This is a genomic window from Roseomonas sp. GC11 (assembly GCF_024437745.1).
Classification (GTDB): domain Bacteria; phylum Pseudomonadota; class Alphaproteobacteria; order Acetobacterales; family Acetobacteraceae; genus Pseudoroseomonas.
Window position 1 is genome coordinate 63,685 of the sequence record NZ_JANFNY010000013.1, and the last position, 14,744, is coordinate 78,428.

Genomic DNA, 14,744 nt, shown 5'->3' on the forward strand with positions numbered 1-14,744 from the left:
CGGGATGCGTCAGGCCGGGGCGGCCCCGCCCCAGGCACCGCGCACCTGCCGCAGCGCCGCGCTGCCGCCATCCAGCAGCAGGTTGACGTCATTCGCCACCACCACCAGCGTGGCGCCCAGCGCCACGGCATGGCTCTCCAGCAGTGCCGGCGGCAGGCCGATCACGCCGAAGGCCTTGCCATGGGCGCGGGCGGCGGCGGCGATGCGCGCGAAGGCCGCCAGCACCGCCGGATGCTCCGGCGCGCCGAAATGGCCAAGATCCGCCGCCAGGTCGTTGGTGCCCACCAGCAGCGCATCGATGCCCGGCGTGGCGGCGATGGCCTCGGCCTCCGCCACTCCGGCGGCGCTCTCGATCATCGGCACCAGCAGAGTCTCCGCCTCCACCACCCGCGCCATCTCGGCGGCGGGGGGCATGCGGAAGCCGAAGCGTGCCAGCGGCGAGGGCAGCGAGCGCCCGCCCGCCGGGGCGAAGCGGCAGAGGCGCACGATGCGCGCCGCCTGCGCCGCGCTGTCCACATGCGCCACCACCACGCCCTGCGCGCCGATATCCAGCACGCGGGCGAGGTCCGGATGTTCCGGCCCGCCGACGCGCACCAGCGCCGGCAGCCCCGCCGCCTGGGCGGTGACGCAGAGGGTGGCGGCATCGCCGATGGTCAGCGGCGTGTGCTCCGTGTCCACCAGCAGGAAGTCGAAGCCGCAGGCGCGGGTCAGCGGCACGAGTTCCGCCGTGCGCAGCAGGCAGGCGGCGAGGCCATAGGCGGCCTCACCCCGCTCCAGATGTTCGCGAAGGCTCATGGGCGGCGCATCATCCTTTCAGGCAAGGTGGGCGGGGTTGTGGCTCGCATTCGCTGCTGTACCCCGCTAGAACGGTTTGGACCATGACGGACCCTCGCCCCGATCTGCCGGACGCGCCCGAAGGCCCGGCGGCTTCGCTCAACCTCTCCGGCCTCGCCTATCGCGCCGTGGCGGACATGATCCGCGACCGCCGCCTGAAGGGCGGGGAGGTGGTGGTGGAGCAGCGCCTAGCCGAGGCGCTCGGCATTTCCCGCACGCCGCTGCGCGAGGCGCTGCAACGGCTGGAGGGCGAAGGGCTGGTGCTGAAGGCCGCCAACCGCTCCTTCGTCGTGCGGCAGGTCGGGCTGGCGGAATACCTGCACAGCCTGAAGGTGCGCGAGATCCTGGAGCCCGAGGCCGCCGCCCTGGCCGCCGGCCATATCCCCGCCGGCCGCCTGCACGCCGTGCGCGCCGAAGCCGTGGAGTTGCAGGGCGCCACCACCCACACCGATGCGCATTGGGCCTCGGACGACAATGTCCACCGCATCTATGCCGAGCATTGCGGCAACGAGGTGATGGCGCGTCTGATCGAGGGATTGCGCACCACCACACGGCTTTTCGAGATCGCCCGGCTGTCCGACCGCGTGGGCCCAGATTCTGGTGAGCATATCGCCATCCTCGATGCGCTGATCGAGGGCGATGCCAAGCGCGCGCGGCGCGCGGTGCAGGCGCATCTGCGCTCCCTCGCGCGCTTCACCCTGGCAACCGTGAGCTGATTCTTTTTTCAGGCTGCCGCCGTCTCCCGTCACAGCGGGACGCTGACTGAAAAAAGTTTTTTGGTCCTTTTTTCCAAAAAAGGACTGCTTCCCGCTTCAATGCCGGATGATCTTGGCGGCGAAGTCGCGCAGCCGCTCGGTGCGCGGCGCGTCGAGGATGCCGGGCGGGCCTTCCTCCACCACGCGGCCGCGGTCCATGAAGACGACGCGGGAGGAGACTTCCCGCACGAAGCCCATCTCATGGCTGACGATCACCATGGTCATCCCTTCCTGGGCCAGGGTGCGGATGGCGTCGAGCACTTCCGTGACCAGTTCCGGATCGAGGGCGGAGGTCACTTCATCGAGCAGCAGCACATCGGGCCTGAGCGCCAATGCGCGGGCCAGGGCCACGCGCTGCTGCTGGCCGCCGGAGAGTTCATCCGGATAGGCGTGCAGCTTGTGGCCGAGGCCGACCTTCTCCAGCAGGGCGCGGGCGGTGGCTTCCACCTCGCGCCTGTCGCGCTTCTTCACCAGGGTGGGGGCGATGCAGACATTGCGTAGCACCGTCATGTTCTGGAACAGGTTGTACTGCTGGAAGACGATGGCGAAGCGGTCGCGCGCGCGGCGGAGGGAGCGGGCATCGGCATAGTCCAGCACCTCCCCCGCCAGCCGCACCGTGCCGGCCTGCGGCGCCAGCAGGCCGACGAAGGCGCGCAGCAGCGTGCTCTTGCCCGAACCGGAAGGGCCGATCAGCGAGACGACCTCGCCCTTCTCCACCGAGAGGGAAATTTCCGACAGCACCTCCAGCGCGCCGTAGCGGGCGGAGAGGCGGTCGATGGACAGGTAGCTCACCCGGAATCTCCCGTGGCAGGCGGTGCGGAAAGGGCTCTTGCACGGCGGCGCGGCGCACCGCTACTGTGCCGCCGCCCCGGAAATTGTGCAAGCTTTGCATACAATCCGGATACCGGATAAGGTCGCCGCCCATGCCCGAATCCCTCCCCGGCCGCCGCTCGGCCCTGCGTCTCCTGGCCGCTGGCGCCACCCTCGCCGCCCTGCCCCGCGGCGGCGCCGAGGCCCGCCCGCTGGAGCAGGTGCTCTCCACCAAGAAGCTGCGCGTCGGCATCAACCCGACCCTGCCGCCCTTCGGCCTGTTCAACGAGCGCAACCAGATCGACGGCTTCGACGCCGATGTGGCGCGCGAGCTGGCGCGGCTGCTGAAGGTGGAGCTGGAGATCGTCCAGGTCGGCTCCCCGGACCGCGTGCCCTTCGTGCAGGCGGACCGCGTGGACCTCGTGATGGGCTCCATCACCCGCACCGTGGACCGCGCGCTGGTGATCGACTTCACCATGCCGCTGCATTCGCAGAGCATGGTGGTGCTGGCGCGGGAGGGCACCAGCGTGCCGCTCAACAAGCCGGCCGATCTCAACAACAAGGATGTGAAGCTGGTGCAGGTGCGCGGCACCACCGGCATCCCCTGGATCCAGGCCAATGCGCCGCTGGCGCAGGTGACGCTGCTCGACAACTACCCGGATGTCTTCCGCGCCCTCGCCCAGGGCCGCGCCGATGCGCTGGTGGATGTCTATGAGTCCGTCCTCATCCCAATGCGCAACCAGCCGGATGTGAAGTGGCGCGTGCTGGACCAGGTGCTCGGCACCATGTGGACCGGCATCGGCGTGCAGAAGGGCAATGCCAGCCTGCGCGATGCGGTGAATGTCGCGCTCTTCGACATGCATGCGCGCGGCTTCGTCAACCAGGCCTGGGAAAAGTGGTTCGGCGGCCCGATGCGCACGCCGGTGCCGCTGAACCCGATGTTCTGAGGCCGGCGCGCCGATGCAGCTCCAGTTCGGGCAGGTCCTGCCCTATCTGCCGGATTTCCTGCGCGGCGCGCTGCTTTCGCTGCAGATCGCGGTCCTCGCCTTCCTGATGGGGCTGGCGATCGGCCTGCTCGGCGCCTCGCTGCTGCGCTTCGGGCCGCGCTTGGCGCGGCTCGCGGTGCGCGCCTATGTCGGCTTCTTCACCAACACCCCGCAGCTCGTCCAGGTCTTTTTCCTGTTCTATGCGCTGCCGGAGGCGGGGATCCTGCTGACGCCCTTCCAGGCCGTGCTGCTCGGCATGACGCTGAATGCCGGCGCCTACCTCACCGAGATCCAGCGCGCCGGCTTCGACTCCGTGCGGCGGGAGGAACTGGAAGCCGCCGAGACGCTCGGCTTCACCCGGCCGCAGATCGTCTGGTATGTCATCGCGCCACATGTGCTGCGCACGCTCTATCCCTCGCTCTCCTCGCACTACATCATCATGACGCTCGGCACCTCCATGGCCGCCATTTTCGGCGTGGAGGAGCTGACCGGCCGTGCCCTCAACGCCAATGCCATCAGCTTCCGCTCGGTCGAGATCTTCTCGCTGACGGCGGTGATCTATGTCGGCATCACCATCATCGCCTCGGCCCTGCTCTACCTGCTGGGGCGCACGCTGTTCCGCATCCGGCGGGGGGTCTTCTGATGCTGGCGCAGCTGGCGGCCGAGGCGCCGCGCTTCTTCACCCTCTACAATCTTCTGTTCCTGGGGCAGGCGGCGCTGAACACGCTGATGGTCTCCTTCCTCGGCTGCGCGCTGGGCTATGGGCTGGGCTTCCTGCTCGCCCTGCTGCGGCAGCGCCATGTCATGCCCTGGGCGGCGCCGCGCCTGCTCGCCCTGGGCTGGACGGAATGGTTCCGCCGCATCCCCTTCCTTGTGCTGCTGATGTGCGTCTTCTTCGGCCTGCAGCTGCTGGGCACGGAGAGCAGCCTCTTCACCGTCGCCCTCGCCGCCGTGGCGCTGCGCATGTCCGCCCTGGCGGCGGAGAATATCCGCGCCGGCCTTGAGGCGGTGCCGGAGCGGCAATGGGAAGCGGCGCTGACGATGAACATGACGCCGCTCTCCACCCTGTTCCGCGTGGTGCTGCCGCAGGCCTGGCGCGTCATCCTGCCGCCCTCCACCATCCATGCCGTCAGCATGATCAAGGAGACGGCGCTGGTTTCGCAGATCGGCTTCCTGGAACTCACCTTCGCCGCGCGCATGCTGAACCAGCGCGGCTTCTCGGCCTTCCTCTGCTACGGCACCATCCTCGTGATCTATTTCCTCATCTCCTGGGGCTTCGCGCAGATCGGGCGGCAGGCGGAGCGCCGCCTCGTGCGCGGCGCCCGCGCCCGCCGCCCGGCGCCGGACAGCCTGCCGCAGAGGGCCACGGCATGAGCCCGCGCCGCATCCCCGGCCTCGCCCGCCCGGCGGCGGTTTCTTTTACGTTTGAGGGGGAAGCCCTGGCCGCCCCGGCGGGCGAACCGCTGGCCACCGCCCTCGCCTGCGCCGGCCATGCCGCGCTGCGCGCCAGCCCGGCCGCCGGCACGCCACGCGGCGCCTTCTGCTTCATGGGCAGCTGCCAGGAATGCCTCGTGCTGGTCGATGGCGTGCCGCGCCAGGCCTGCCTCGTGCCGGTGCGCGCCGGCATGGCGGTGTGGCGGGTGGCGCTGTGATGCGGCGCTGTGACCTGATCGTGCTGGGCGCCGGCCCGGCGGGGGCGGAGGCCGCCCTGGCCGCCAGCGGCGCCGGCCTCGATGTGGTGCTGGTGGAGGAAGCGGCGGCGGCGGGCGGGCAGGTCTGGCGCGCCCCCGCCGCTGCCTCCCCCCCTGGCCTTGACCCCTTCCCCGCAGAGGCCGAGGCCAGAGCGGGCGCGGCGCTGCGCGCGCGGCTGGCCGCATCCCCTGTGGAAAGCTGGTTCGGCGCCCGCGCCTGGTCCGTCATCCGCCCGGCGGAAGGCGGCTTCCGCCTGGACGCGGCGGGGCCGGAAGGCCCCCTCGCCTGTGCCGCGCCGCGCCTCGTCGCGGCCACCGGCGCGGTGGAGCGCGTCATCCCCTTCCCCGGCTGGACGCTGCCGGGCGTCATCGGCCTCGCCGCCGCCACCGTGCTGCTGAAGGCCCAGGGCGTGCTGCCGGGGCAGCGCGTGGTGGTCGCCGGCTGCGGCCCGCTGCTGGCCGCCGTGGCCGCCAAGATCCTCGCCGCCGGGGGGGAGGTGGTGGCGGTGGTGGACCGCGCCGCCCCCGCCGAATGGCTGGCCGCCAGCCGCGCCCTGGCCAGCCGCCCGCGCCTGCTGGCGCGCGGCCTGGGCTGGGCGCTGCGCATCGCCGGGCGGCGCGTGCCGGTCCATTTCGCCCATGCCGTGCGCGCCGCCGAGGGAGACGAGGCCCTGCGCCGCCTGCGCATCGCCCCGCTCGATGCCAGCGGCGGCTTCGCCCCCGGCGGGGCGGAACGGGTGCTGGAGGCGGATGCGCTCTGCATCGGCGACGGGCTGGTGCCCGGGGCGGAGATCCCGCGCCTGCTGCGCGCCCGGCTGCGCTTCGACCGCGCCCTGGGCGGCTGGGTGCCGGAACTGGATGCCGAGGGCCGCACCAGCCTGCCGGGCCTCTTCGCCGTGGGCGATGGCGCCGGGCTGCGCGGGCAGGCCCCGGCGGTGCATGCCGGGCGCATCGCCGGCCTCGCCGCCGCCCAGGAGGCCGGGCGGCTGGACGCGGCCGCCTTCGCCGCCGCCACGGCGCCGGAGCGCGCGGCCCTCGCCGGCCTCGCCCCCTTCGCCGCCGCCATGGCCGGGCTGATGGCCCTCCGCCCCGGCGCGGTGCGCGACATCGCGCCGGAGACCGTCATCTGCCGCTGCGAGGATGTCACGCGCGGCATGCTCGATGCCGCCTTTGACGAAGGCGCGCGGGAGGTCAACCAGGTGAAGCACTTCACCCGCTGCGGCATGGGGCCCTGCCAGGGCCGCTCCTGCGGCGATGTGGCGGCCGAGATCATCGCCGCGCGCCTCGGCGGCGCGCGCGAGGCCGCCGGCTTCTGGACCGGCCGCCCGCCGCTGCGCCCCGTGCCGCTGGCCGACCTGCTCGGGGAATTCGACTATGCCGATATCCCCATCCCCGCCCCGGCTCCGCTTTAATGGGCTCCGCTGTGATGCAGGAGTATGACCTCGGCGTCATCGGCGGCGGCGTGCATGGCTGCACGGCGGCGCTCTTCGCGGCGCGCGGCGGCCTGCGCGTGGCGCTGCTGGAACGCGGCCCGCTCTGCCGCGAGGCCTCCGGCGTCAATGCCGGCACGCTGACGCTGCAGATGACGCGCCTCGCCCTCATCCCCTACGCGCTGCGGGCGCACGCCATGTGGGCCTCCGCCCCGCAATGGCTCGGCCATGATGTCGGCGTGGTGGTCTGCGATGGCCTCAGCCTCGCCTTCACCGAGGCGGAGGCGGAACTGCTCGCCTTCCGCGCCACCAAACGGCGCGAGGCCGGGGCGCCGATCGACCTCATCTCCGGCCGCGCCGCCATGGCGGTGGAACCGGGGCTGACCGACCGCGCCCTCCTGGCCGGGCATTGCCGGGTGGATGGCTTCGCCAATGCCTATCTGACCGGGCTGGCCTTCCGCCGTGCCCTGCTCGGCGCCGGGGTGGCGGTGATGGAAAACCGCCCCGTCACCAGCCTGGCGCGGGAGGAGCGGGGCTTCACCGCCCTCACCCCCACCGGGCCGGTGCGCTTCCGCCGCGTGCTGCTGGCCGGCGGCGTGTGGATCGAGCCGATGCTGCGCTGGCTCGGCGTGGAACTGCCCATCAAGGTGCTGGTCAACCAGCTTGTCGTCACCGAGCGGGTGCGGCCGGTCATGCGCTGCGTGGTCGGCATCGCCAACGGGCTGCTCTCGCTGAAGCAGTATCCGCACGGCACCGTGGTGGTCGGCGGCGGCTGGCAGGGCGAGGGCGACCGCGAGCGCGGCGGCGTCGCCCTGCTGCCGGAGCGGGTGGTGGGCAATCTGCGCCTCGCCTGCCACGCCATCCCGGCCCTGCGCGGCGCCCGCATGGCCCGCGCCTGGGCCGGGCTGGAGGCGGAGACGGCCGACGCCCTGCCCGCCGCCGGGCCCATCCCCGGCATCCCGGACGCCTATGTCTGCGGCAGCGTGCATTCCGGCTACACCAGCGGGCCCTACATCGCCCGGCTGGTGGCGGAGCACATCCTGGGGCGGGAACCCGCCCTGCCGCTCTTTCCCATCGACCGGCTGCTGCCCCCGCGCGGCACCCAGAGCCCGGAGGCCGCATGAGCGCGCCCCTCACCGACCGCCTGCGCGGCATCCACGCCGCCACCATCGTGCCGATGACGGAGGATTTCCGCATCGACGAGGCCGCCCTGGCCGACCATATCGCCAGCGTCTCCCACACCCCGGGCATCCGCGGCCTGCTGGTGAATGGCCATGCCGGGGAGAACTTCGTCCTGGATGCGGCGGAGAAGCGCCGCGTCATCGCCACGGCGCGCGCCGTCGCCCCGGCGGAGTGCCTGATCTGCGCCGGGGTGAATGCCGAATCCAGCCTCGATCTGGCGCGCGAGGCAGCCGCGGCCGAGGCGGCGGGGGCGGACCTGCTGCTGGTCTTCCCGCCCAACAGCTGGGCGCTGGGGCATGACGCGGAATGCGTCGCCATCCATCATCGCCACGCCCTGGCGGCCACCAGCCTGCCGCTGCTGCTCTATGGCGCGCCCGTCGGCGCCGGCGCCATGGCCTATGGCGCGGCGACGCTGGAGCGGCTGGCCGCCGAGCCGCGCATCATCGGCATCAAGGATGGCTCGTGGGAGGTCGCGGCCTATGAGGCCAACCGCCGCCGCCTGCTCGCCCTGCGGCCGGATTTCGCCGTGCTCGGCTCGGGGGATGAGCACCTGCTCACCTCCTACATCATCGGCAGCCATGGCAGCCAGGTGAGCCTCGCCGCCCTCGCCCCCGCCCTGCTCGCCGCCTTCTACGAGGCCGCCAGCGGGGGCGACTGGGCGCGCGCGCGGGCGCTGCACGAGGCGATCTATCCCCTCTCCGTCGCCATCTACCGCGATGCGCCGGGCGGGCGCGCCACGGCCCGCATCAAGGCCGGGCTGCGCCGCCTGGGCGCCATTCCCTGCGATGCCGTGCGTCCTCCCCAGCCCGCCGCCTCGGCGGCCGAGCGTCAGGCCCTCGATCAGGCCATGCTGGCGGCGGGGCTGCTGGAGGAGAGTCTGGTCCGGTAAGAAAAGTTCTTTTTTGGAAAAAAAGAACCAAAAAAACTTTTTTCAGTCAGTGTCCCTGCGGCGGGCGGGAAAGCGGGCTGCCTTTAGCGGGGTAGGCTTTTCGGCTACAGAAAAAAATCCATCTGGGTGCGGGAGCCCCTGGCGCCCTGCCTCACAAGAAATGGAAACCGCCATGTCCGCAGCACCCATCCGGCTCACCGAACTCGCCCATGGCGGCGGCTGCGGCTGCAAGCTCGCCCCCGCCATGCTGCAAAAGCTTCTGGCGGATCAGCCTTCGGCCGGGCCTTTCGCGCAACTCCTCGTGGGGGCCGAGACCTCGGACGATGCCGCCGTCTGGCAGGTGGACGAGAATCTGGCCGTGATGGCCACCACCGACTTCTTCATGCCGATGGTGGACGATCCGGAGGATTTCGGGCGCATCGCCGCCACCAACGCCCTCTCGGACATCTACGCGATGGGCGGGCGGCCGATCATGGCCCTCGCCATCCTCGGCATGCCGCTCGGCAAGCTGGAGCCGGAGGTGGTGCGCCGCATCCTGGCCGGGGGCGCCGCCATCTGCGCCGAGGCCGGCATCCCCGTCGCCGGCGGCCATTCCATTGATTCGCCGGAGCCGATCTATGGCCTCGCCGTCATCGGGCTGGGGCGGCCGGAACTGGTGCGCCGCAACACCGGCGCCCGCGCGGGCGATGCGCTGATCCTCACCAAGGGCATCGGCGTCGGCCTCTATTCCGCCGCCATCAAGAAGGGCGCCCTGCCCGAGGGCGCCTATGCCGAGATGATCGGCTCCACCACCCTGCTCAACCGCGTCGGCGCCGATCTGGCGCAGGACCCGGCGGTGCACGGGCTGACGGATGTGACGGGCTTCGGCCTGCTGGGCCACGGGCTGGAAATGGCGCGCGGCTCCGGCCTGCGGCTGGTCATCGAGGCCGGCTCCGTGCCGCTGCTCCAGCATGCCGAGGCGCTGGCGCAACAGGGCTATGTCACCGGCGCCTCGCACCGCAACTGGGACAGCTATGGCAGCGCCATCACCCTGCCGGAGGGCTGCCCGGACTGGCGCCGCCTGCTGATGACGGACCCGCAGACCTCGGGCGGCCTGCTCATCGCCTGCGCGCCGGAAGCGGCGGAGGGGCTGGTGGAGCGCATCCGCGCCGCCGGCTACCCGCTGGCCCGCCGCATCGGCACGGCCGAGGCCGGGGAGCCGGGCGTCACCCTGCGCTGAGGCGCGGCAACGCCCGGGCCACGGGCGCGTTTCCCCTCCACGCCAAGGAGGTCGAAATGCGCCCGCGCCTGTTCATCATGCCCCTGCTCGCCGGGCTGGCCCTGGCCGGCCCCGCGCTGGCGGAAGACCCCCGCCCGGACTGCCGCACCCCGCCACGCGACACCCGCGCCGAGCCCGCCACCCCGCCCGCCCCCGAAAGCCGTGACGGCACCGCCCCCGGCAATGCCGGCTCCACCGGCTGGACCGGCGGCACGGGCGGGTCCCATATCGGCACCAATCCCCAGGGCGCCACGCCCGACTCCCGCACCGCGCACCCGCCCACCGCGCGGGGGCTGGACCCGCTGGCGGAGCCTGAGAAGCCAATTTGTTGAATTTCTTCTTTTTCTAAAGAAAAAGAAGCAAAAAGATTTTTCCAGGCTGCCGCCGTCTCCCGGCACAGCGGGGCGCTGAACGGACAAAAGTTTTTTGGTTCTTTTTTTCAAAAAAGAACTTCTTTCAGTGCTTCTTCACTTCCTCCAGCTGCAGGCGCAGCCCGTCGCGATTGAAGAACTCGCCCTCACGGATCAGGCTGCGATCCTCATGGAGCTTGCGGGTCAGCGCCCCGAGGCGGGCGCGGGCCTCGGCATCGGGCACCAGCCCTTCCCGCCCGGCGCGGAAGAACACCACGGCGGACCACTCCACCCCCGCGCCGGTGAACTGCGCCATCATGTCGCGCCAGCGCACCTCATCGCCCACCACATGGAGCCAGGCGGCGCGCAGCGGCTCCACCGTCACCTCAGTGATGCGCAGCAGGACGAAGAGCATGGTGAAGCCCTCCGTCTCCGCATAGGTGGAGAGGATCCAGTCGTCGAAATCGGTGGTGGCAGGCGGGGTCATGGGCTCGCTGTGTCTGGCGGAAGAGAATGGGAGTCGAACCCACCCGGGACAGTCTCGCTGCCCCACCCGGATTTGAAGTCCGGACGCCCCACCGGGGACGCCTCTCTTCCCTCCGCGGCGGACCCGTAGAGGTCCGCACGGTGCGGATTCATGCGCCGAAGATCGCCGCGACGCAAGGTCACGCCCTGGCGATCGAAGAAATCGAGGATCTGGATGGCCACCTTGCGGCCATTGTCCATGCGGTCGCGGAACAGGGCGGCGGTGAACCAGCCATCCGCGCTGCGCGCCGCCACATCCCGGGCCAGGGCCGCCATTTCCGCCGTGGTGGCGCGCAGGAAGAAATGATCATGCGCGATCTGGTCCAGCCGGCCGAGCCGGGCGCAGGCCTTCAGCACGCGGCGGATCTCGGCCTCGGCCATCTCGAAGAGCGTGGCGATGTCACGCACACGGGGCGGGCGGAAGCGGGCCTCGCCGGCCAGCAGCGGCGCGATGCGGTCAAACAGCGCCTCATCCGCCGGGTCCAGCCGCACCTCATGGCCGGGCAGGCGCAGGAAGGAACCCTCCAGCACCACCACGCCCGCCGCCGCCAGCCGCTCCATGGCGACGCGGAAGGCGGCGGCGGGCAGGCGGGGCTGGGCCAGCAGGCGCAGGCGCTCCCGCCCGATGCCCTGCTGGTCGGGGAATTCCTCGTGGTAGCGGGCGCATTCGGCGGCCACGCTCTGGCGGAATTTTTCCCAATTCGCAGGGGCCAAGGCATGGAGCAGCCCGCCCGCCTCGATCGCCACGGCGCCGCTGGCGGCCAGCAGGGCCTGCCCCTCGGCGGCGGTCAGGGCGTGGTCGCGGGCGAAGCCGGTCAGCTCCACCTGGAAGGGCGGCACGGCGAGCAGCCCGGCGAAGACCGTGGCCGGCTCCTCCCCGCGCAGCGCGGCCAGCTGCGCGAGGCGCTCCGGCCGGCGGCGATAGCGGGCGGGTGCGCGCAGGTCGAGGAAGTGCCCGCCGCCGATGGTGCGCTGGGCCGAGACATCGCGCAGGATGAAGCGGTCCCCCGCCGCGGCGGCGATGGGGCGTTCCAGCACCAGCTGCACCAGCCCCTCCCCCCCCGGCGGCAGGTCGCCCTCCAGCGGCACGAGGCGGGCGCCGACCTCGGCGCTGCCGTGATGCAGCCGGGCGGAGAACCAGGTGGTGAGCGGCTTCGGCTCGCCTGGCAGCACGCGCAGCAGGGCATCGATGCGCTCCGCCGGGGCCAGCAGGGCGGGGGCGAGCACCATGTCCCCCCGCCCCACCGCCTCCTTGCCGATGCCCTCGCCCACCAGGTTGAGGGCACAGCGCTGGCCGGAGAGGGCACGCTCCGCCGGGCGGTTCTGCGCGTGGATGGAGCGGACCCGCGCGGTGAGGCCGCGCGGCGCGATGGTGAGCGTCTCGCCCAGGGCGGCGGCGCCGGAGAGCACCGTTCCCGTCACCACCGTGCCGGCCCCGGCCAGGGTGAAGCTGCGATCCACCGCGAGGCGGAAGGCGCCGCGCGTGCCGGGGGGCGGGGTGGCGGCCTCGGCGGCGGCCAGGGCGGCGCGCAGGGCCTCGATCCCCTCCCCCGTGCGGGCGGAGACGGGCAGGATGGGCGCGCCCTCCAGCCCCGTGCCGGCCAGCAGGGCGCGGATTTCGGCGCTCACCGTGGCGCGGCGCCCGGCCTCGGCGAGGTCGGCCTTGGTCAGCGCCACCAGCCCGCGCCGCAGCCCGAGCAGGTCGAGAATGGCGAGGTGCTCGCGCGTCTGCGGCATCACCCCGTCATCGGCGGCGATGACGAGCAGGGCGAAGTCAATGCCCGTGGCGCCGGCGAGCATGGTGTGGACGAAGCGCTCATGCCCCGGCACATCGACGAAGCCGGTGATGCGCCCGCCCATCTCGGTATAGGCGAAGCCGAGATCGATGGTGATGCCGCGCGCCTTCTCCTCCTTCAGGCGGTCGGCATCGATCCCCGTCAGGGCTTTGACCAGGGCGGTCTTGCCGTGGTCGATATGGCCGGCGGTGCCGATGATCATGGCGCGGCCTCCAGCGGGGCGGCGGCGCGGGCCTCGGCGGCGGCGCGGCCGGCGGCATCCAGCCGCGCCCGCGCCGGGCCGAGGAAGGGGCGGGCCAGGGCGCTGCCGCCGCGCTCGGCGCGCAGCAGCCAGCCCAGGGCGGCCACCGGATCGGCCGCCACCCCGGTGCCGAGATGGTGGGCGGCGCCCAGCATGGCCTGCCCGTCGGCATCCCCGGCCAGGGCGCCCTGGCGCCACCAGCGGGCGGCCTCGGCGGGGTCGCGCTCCACGCCCAGGGCGTTGTGATACAGCATGCCGAGCCGCGTCATGGCCGGGGCGATGCCGGCGGCGGCGGCCTGTTCGGCCCAGCGGCGGGCCTCGGCGGGGTCGCTCGGCATCACCTCGCCTTCCAGCAGCATCCAGCTCAGCATGTCCTGGGCCGGGGCATCGCCCTGCTCCGCCGCCTGGCGGTAGAGGGTGGCGGCGCGGGCCGGGTCCGGCTCGATCTCTCCTCCGCCCTTCAGCCAGAGGGCGGCGAGGTTGCGCTGGCCGGGGGCATAGCCGGCCTCCGCCGCCAGGGTGAGCCATTTCAGCGCCATGGCCGGGTCCCGCGGCACGCCCAGCCCCTCGGCGAAGCAGGCACCGATATTGTTCTGGGCGCGCGGCTCCCCCGCCTGGGCCAGCGGCAACCAGAGGTCGAGGGCGCGGGCATGATCCCCGGCGGTGAAGGCGGCCTTGGCCTGTTCCAGCGGGTCCGGCGCCGGCGCTGGCTCCGGCGGCGGCGCGGCGGGCCGCAGCAGGCGCTCAAGCCAGCGCATGCGGCAATTGCGCGAGGCTGGCCAGGAAGCCCGCCTCATCCTCCAGGCAGCGCAGATCGAGCAGCAGCGCATCCTCGCGCAGCCGGCCGATGACGGGGCGGGGCAGGTCGCGCAGCGCGGCGGCCAGGGCCTCCAGCGCGCGGCCGCTGGCGGCGGAGAGGCGCAGGGCGCAGCTCGGCAGCGTGTCCAGCGGCAGGGCGCCGGAGCCGATCTGGCTGCGGCAGGGCACGGCCTCGGCGGTGAAGCCGGCGGGCAGCAGCGGCGCCAGGGCGGGCAGTAGGCGGCGGGCCTGGGCGGCGATCTCCGCCTCCTGCCGCGCCAGCAGGCGCAGCGTGGGCAGGCGCGCCGCCAGCCGGTCCGGGTCGCGGTAGAGTTTCAGCGTGGCTTCCAGCGCGGCAAGGCGGATCTTGTCCACCCGCAGGGCGCGCTTCATCGGGTTGCGGTTGATGGCGGCGATGAGGTCGCGCCGCCCGACCAGGAAGCCCGCCTGCGGCCCGCCCAGCAGCTTGTCGCCGGAGAAGGTGACGAGGTCCGCCCCCTCCTCCACCGCCTGCCGCACCGTGGGCTCGGGCGCCAGGCCCCAGCGCGCGAGATCGACCAGCGTGCCGGAGCCGAGATCGTTCAGCAGCGGCACCTTCGCCTCGCGCGCCATGGCGGCCAGCTCGGCATTGGGCACCTCACTGGTGAAGCCCTCGATGCGGTAGTTGGAGGTGTGAACCTTCAGCAGCAGCCCGGTGCCGGGGCCGATGGCGGCGCGGTAGTCACGCGCATGGGTGCGGTTGGTGGTGCCGACCTCGACCAGCGCCACCCCCGCCCGCGCCATGATGTCCGGCATGCGGAAGGCGCCGCCGATCTCGATCAGCTCGCCGCGGGAGACGATGGCCTCCCGCCCCGCGCCCAGCGTGTTGAGGGCGAGAAGCACGGCGGCGGCGTTGTTGTTGACGAGGGTGGCATCCTCCGCCCCCGTCAGCTCACAGAGCAGGGCGCGCAGATGGGCATCGCGCTCGCCACGCCGGCCGCTGGCGAGGTCGAATTCCAGGGCGATGGTCTCGCGCATGGCGGCGGTCGCGGCCTCGATGGCGGCTTCCGCCAGCAGGGCGCGGCCCAGATTGGTGTGCAGCACCGTGCCCGTCAGGTTGAAGAGCGGGCGCAGCGCCGAGCGGTCCCGCCGCTCCAGCCGGGTGGCGGCGGCGGCGGCGATGGCGGCGGGCTGCGGCAGGGCGGGCGGCAGCGGGCCGG

Annotated in this window: 15 protein-coding genes, 1 tRNA gene and 1 pseudogene; 10 read left to right on the forward strand and 7 right to left on the reverse strand. The window is 72.7% G+C overall.

Annotation, left to right across the window (positions count from 1 at the left end):
* Positions 1-9: 9 nt before the first annotated feature.
* On the reverse strand, positions 10-795 hold the full coding sequence (locus NON00_RS06120) for an HpcH/HpaI aldolase/citrate lyase family protein (protein ID WP_256018561.1): 786 nt from the start codon (positions 793-795) through the stop codon (positions 10-12).
* A gap of 83 nt (positions 796-878) precedes the next feature.
* On the opposite strand from NON00_RS06120, the gene NON00_RS06125 reads away from it, so the two are divergent.
* Positions 879-1,550 carry a GntR family transcriptional regulator gene (locus NON00_RS06125; RefSeq protein WP_256018564.1) on the forward strand — a complete coding sequence of 224 codons (672 nt, stop codon included), beginning with the start codon at positions 879-881 and terminating at the stop codon, positions 1,548-1,550.
* A 96-nt stretch (positions 1,551-1,646) separates the two neighbouring features.
* On the opposite strand, the gene NON00_RS06130 is transcribed toward NON00_RS06125, so the two are convergent.
* Entirely contained in the window at positions 1,647-2,381 is a 735-nt protein-coding gene (locus NON00_RS06130) for an amino acid ABC transporter ATP-binding protein (RefSeq protein WP_256018566.1), read from the reverse strand.
* Between the two features lie 131 nt (positions 2,382-2,512).
* On the opposite strand from NON00_RS06130, the gene NON00_RS06135 reads away from it, so the two are divergent.
* The 9 genes from NON00_RS06135 (at position 2,513) to NON00_RS06175 (ending at position 10,167) form a co-directional block, all read left to right on the forward strand.
* Entirely contained in the window at positions 2,513-3,346 is an 834-nt protein-coding gene (locus NON00_RS06135) for a transporter substrate-binding domain-containing protein (RefSeq protein WP_256018569.1), read from the forward strand.
* A 13-nt stretch (positions 3,347-3,359) separates the two neighbouring features.
* Entirely contained in the window at positions 3,360-4,028 is a 669-nt protein-coding gene (locus NON00_RS06140; protein ID WP_256018572.1) for an amino acid ABC transporter permease, read from the forward strand.
* Positions 4,028-4,759: an amino acid ABC transporter permease gene (locus NON00_RS06145; protein WP_256018575.1), complete on the forward strand. Its 732-nt coding sequence runs from the start codon at positions 4,028-4,030 to the stop codon at positions 4,757-4,759. The genes NON00_RS06140 and NON00_RS06145 overlap by 1 nt, the downstream gene beginning before the upstream one ends.
* Entirely contained in the window at positions 4,756-5,037 is a 282-nt protein-coding gene (locus NON00_RS06150) for a (2Fe-2S)-binding protein (protein ID WP_256018576.1), read from the forward strand. The genes NON00_RS06145 and NON00_RS06150 overlap by 4 nt, the downstream gene beginning before the upstream one ends.
* Positions 5,037-6,488: an NAD(P)/FAD-dependent oxidoreductase gene (locus tag NON00_RS06155; protein WP_256018577.1), complete on the forward strand. Its 1,452-nt coding sequence runs from the start codon at positions 5,037-5,039 to the stop codon at positions 6,486-6,488. Before NON00_RS06150 ends, NON00_RS06155 begins: the two co-directional genes overlap by 1 nt.
* 14 nt (positions 6,489-6,502) lie before the next feature.
* Positions 6,503-7,630, forward strand: a complete 1,128-nt coding sequence (locus tag NON00_RS06160) for an FAD-binding oxidoreductase (protein ID WP_256018578.1) — start codon at positions 6,503-6,505, stop codon at positions 7,628-7,630.
* Positions 7,627-8,577, forward strand: coding sequence for a dihydrodipicolinate synthase family protein (locus tag NON00_RS06165; RefSeq protein WP_256018579.1), 951 nt, complete (start codon positions 7,627-7,629; stop codon positions 8,575-8,577). Before NON00_RS06160 ends, NON00_RS06165 begins: the two co-directional genes overlap by 4 nt.
* A 172-nt stretch (positions 8,578-8,749) precedes the next feature.
* Positions 8,750-9,796, forward strand: a complete 1,047-nt coding sequence (selD, locus tag NON00_RS06170) for a selenide, water dikinase SelD (RefSeq protein ID WP_256018581.1) — start codon at positions 8,750-8,752, stop codon at positions 9,794-9,796.
* A 56-nt stretch (positions 9,797-9,852) separates the two neighbouring features.
* Positions 9,853-10,167, forward strand: a complete 315-nt coding sequence (locus tag NON00_RS06175; protein ID WP_256018584.1) for a hypothetical protein — start codon at positions 9,853-9,855, stop codon at positions 10,165-10,167.
* A 124-nt stretch (positions 10,168-10,291) separates the two neighbouring features.
* Here the strand turns inward: NON00_RS06175 and NON00_RS06180 are convergent, their stop codons facing one another.
* From NON00_RS06180 to selA, 5 genes and pseudogenes are all read right to left on the reverse strand, one after another.
* Positions 10,292-10,672, reverse strand: coding sequence for a hypothetical protein (locus NON00_RS06180; RefSeq protein ID WP_256018587.1), 381 nt, complete (start codon positions 10,670-10,672; stop codon positions 10,292-10,294).
* 14 nt (positions 10,673-10,686) lie between these two features.
* Positions 10,687-10,782, reverse strand: a tRNA-Sec gene (locus tag NON00_RS06185).
* 102 nt (positions 10,783-10,884) lie between these two features.
* Positions 10,885-12,708: pseudogene (gene selB, locus NON00_RS06190) on the reverse strand (selenocysteine-specific translation elongation factor); the annotation flags it as partial.
* Positions 12,705-13,505, reverse strand: coding sequence for a tetratricopeptide repeat protein (locus NON00_RS06195; RefSeq protein ID WP_256018590.1), 801 nt, complete (start codon positions 13,503-13,505; stop codon positions 12,705-12,707). The pseudogene selB and the gene NON00_RS06195, both read right to left, overlap by 4 nt.
* On the reverse strand, positions 13,492-14,744 hold a 1,253-nt coding region (gene selA, locus NON00_RS06200; protein WP_256018593.1), incomplete at its 5' end, for an L-seryl-tRNA(Sec) selenium transferase. The genes NON00_RS06195 and selA, both read right to left, overlap by 14 nt.

What these genes read in the sequence shown, in the direction of transcription:
- NON00_RS06140 (WP_256018572.1), top strand. Translation starts at nt 3,360, where the DNA reads ATGCAGCTCCAGTTCGGGCAGGTCCTGCCCTATCTGCCGGATTTCCTG.
- NON00_RS06160 (WP_256018578.1), top strand. Translation starts at nt 6,503, where the DNA reads ATGCAGGAGTATGACCTCGGCGTCATCGGCGGCGGCGTGCATGGCTGC.
- NON00_RS06195 (WP_256018590.1), bottom strand. Translation starts at nt 13,505, where the DNA reads ATGCGCTGGCTTGAGCGCCTGCTGCGGCCCGCCGCGCCGCCGCCGGAG.
- NON00_RS06165 (WP_256018579.1), top strand. Translation starts at nt 7,627, where the DNA reads ATGAGCGCGCCCCTCACCGACCGCCTGCGCGGCATCCACGCCGCCACC.
- NON00_RS06150 (WP_256018576.1), top strand. Translation starts at nt 4,756, where the DNA reads ATGAGCCCGCGCCGCATCCCCGGCCTCGCCCGCCCGGCGGCGGTTTCT.
- NON00_RS06175 (WP_256018584.1), top strand. Translation starts at nt 9,853, where the DNA reads ATGCGCCCGCGCCTGTTCATCATGCCCCTGCTCGCCGGGCTGGCCCTG.
- NON00_RS06145 (WP_256018575.1), top strand. Translation starts at nt 4,028, where the DNA reads ATGCTGGCGCAGCTGGCGGCCGAGGCGCCGCGCTTCTTCACCCTCTAC.
- NON00_RS06180 (WP_256018587.1), bottom strand. Translation starts at nt 10,672, where the DNA reads ATGACCCCGCCTGCCACCACCGATTTCGACGACTGGATCCTCTCCACC.
- NON00_RS06155 (WP_256018577.1), top strand. Translation starts at nt 5,037, where the DNA reads ATGCGGCGCTGTGACCTGATCGTGCTGGGCGCCGGCCCGGCGGGGGCG.
- selD (WP_256018581.1), top strand. Translation starts at nt 8,750, where the DNA reads ATGTCCGCAGCACCCATCCGGCTCACCGAACTCGCCCATGGCGGCGGC.
- NON00_RS06135 (WP_256018569.1), top strand. Translation starts at nt 2,513, where the DNA reads ATGCCCGAATCCCTCCCCGGCCGCCGCTCGGCCCTGCGTCTCCTGGCC.
- NON00_RS06120 (WP_256018561.1), bottom strand. Translation starts at nt 795, where the DNA reads ATGAGCCTTCGCGAACATCTGGAGCGGGGTGAGGCCGCCTATGGCCTC.
- NON00_RS06125 (WP_256018564.1), top strand. Translation starts at nt 879, where the DNA reads ATGACGGACCCTCGCCCCGATCTGCCGGACGCGCCCGAAGGCCCGGCG.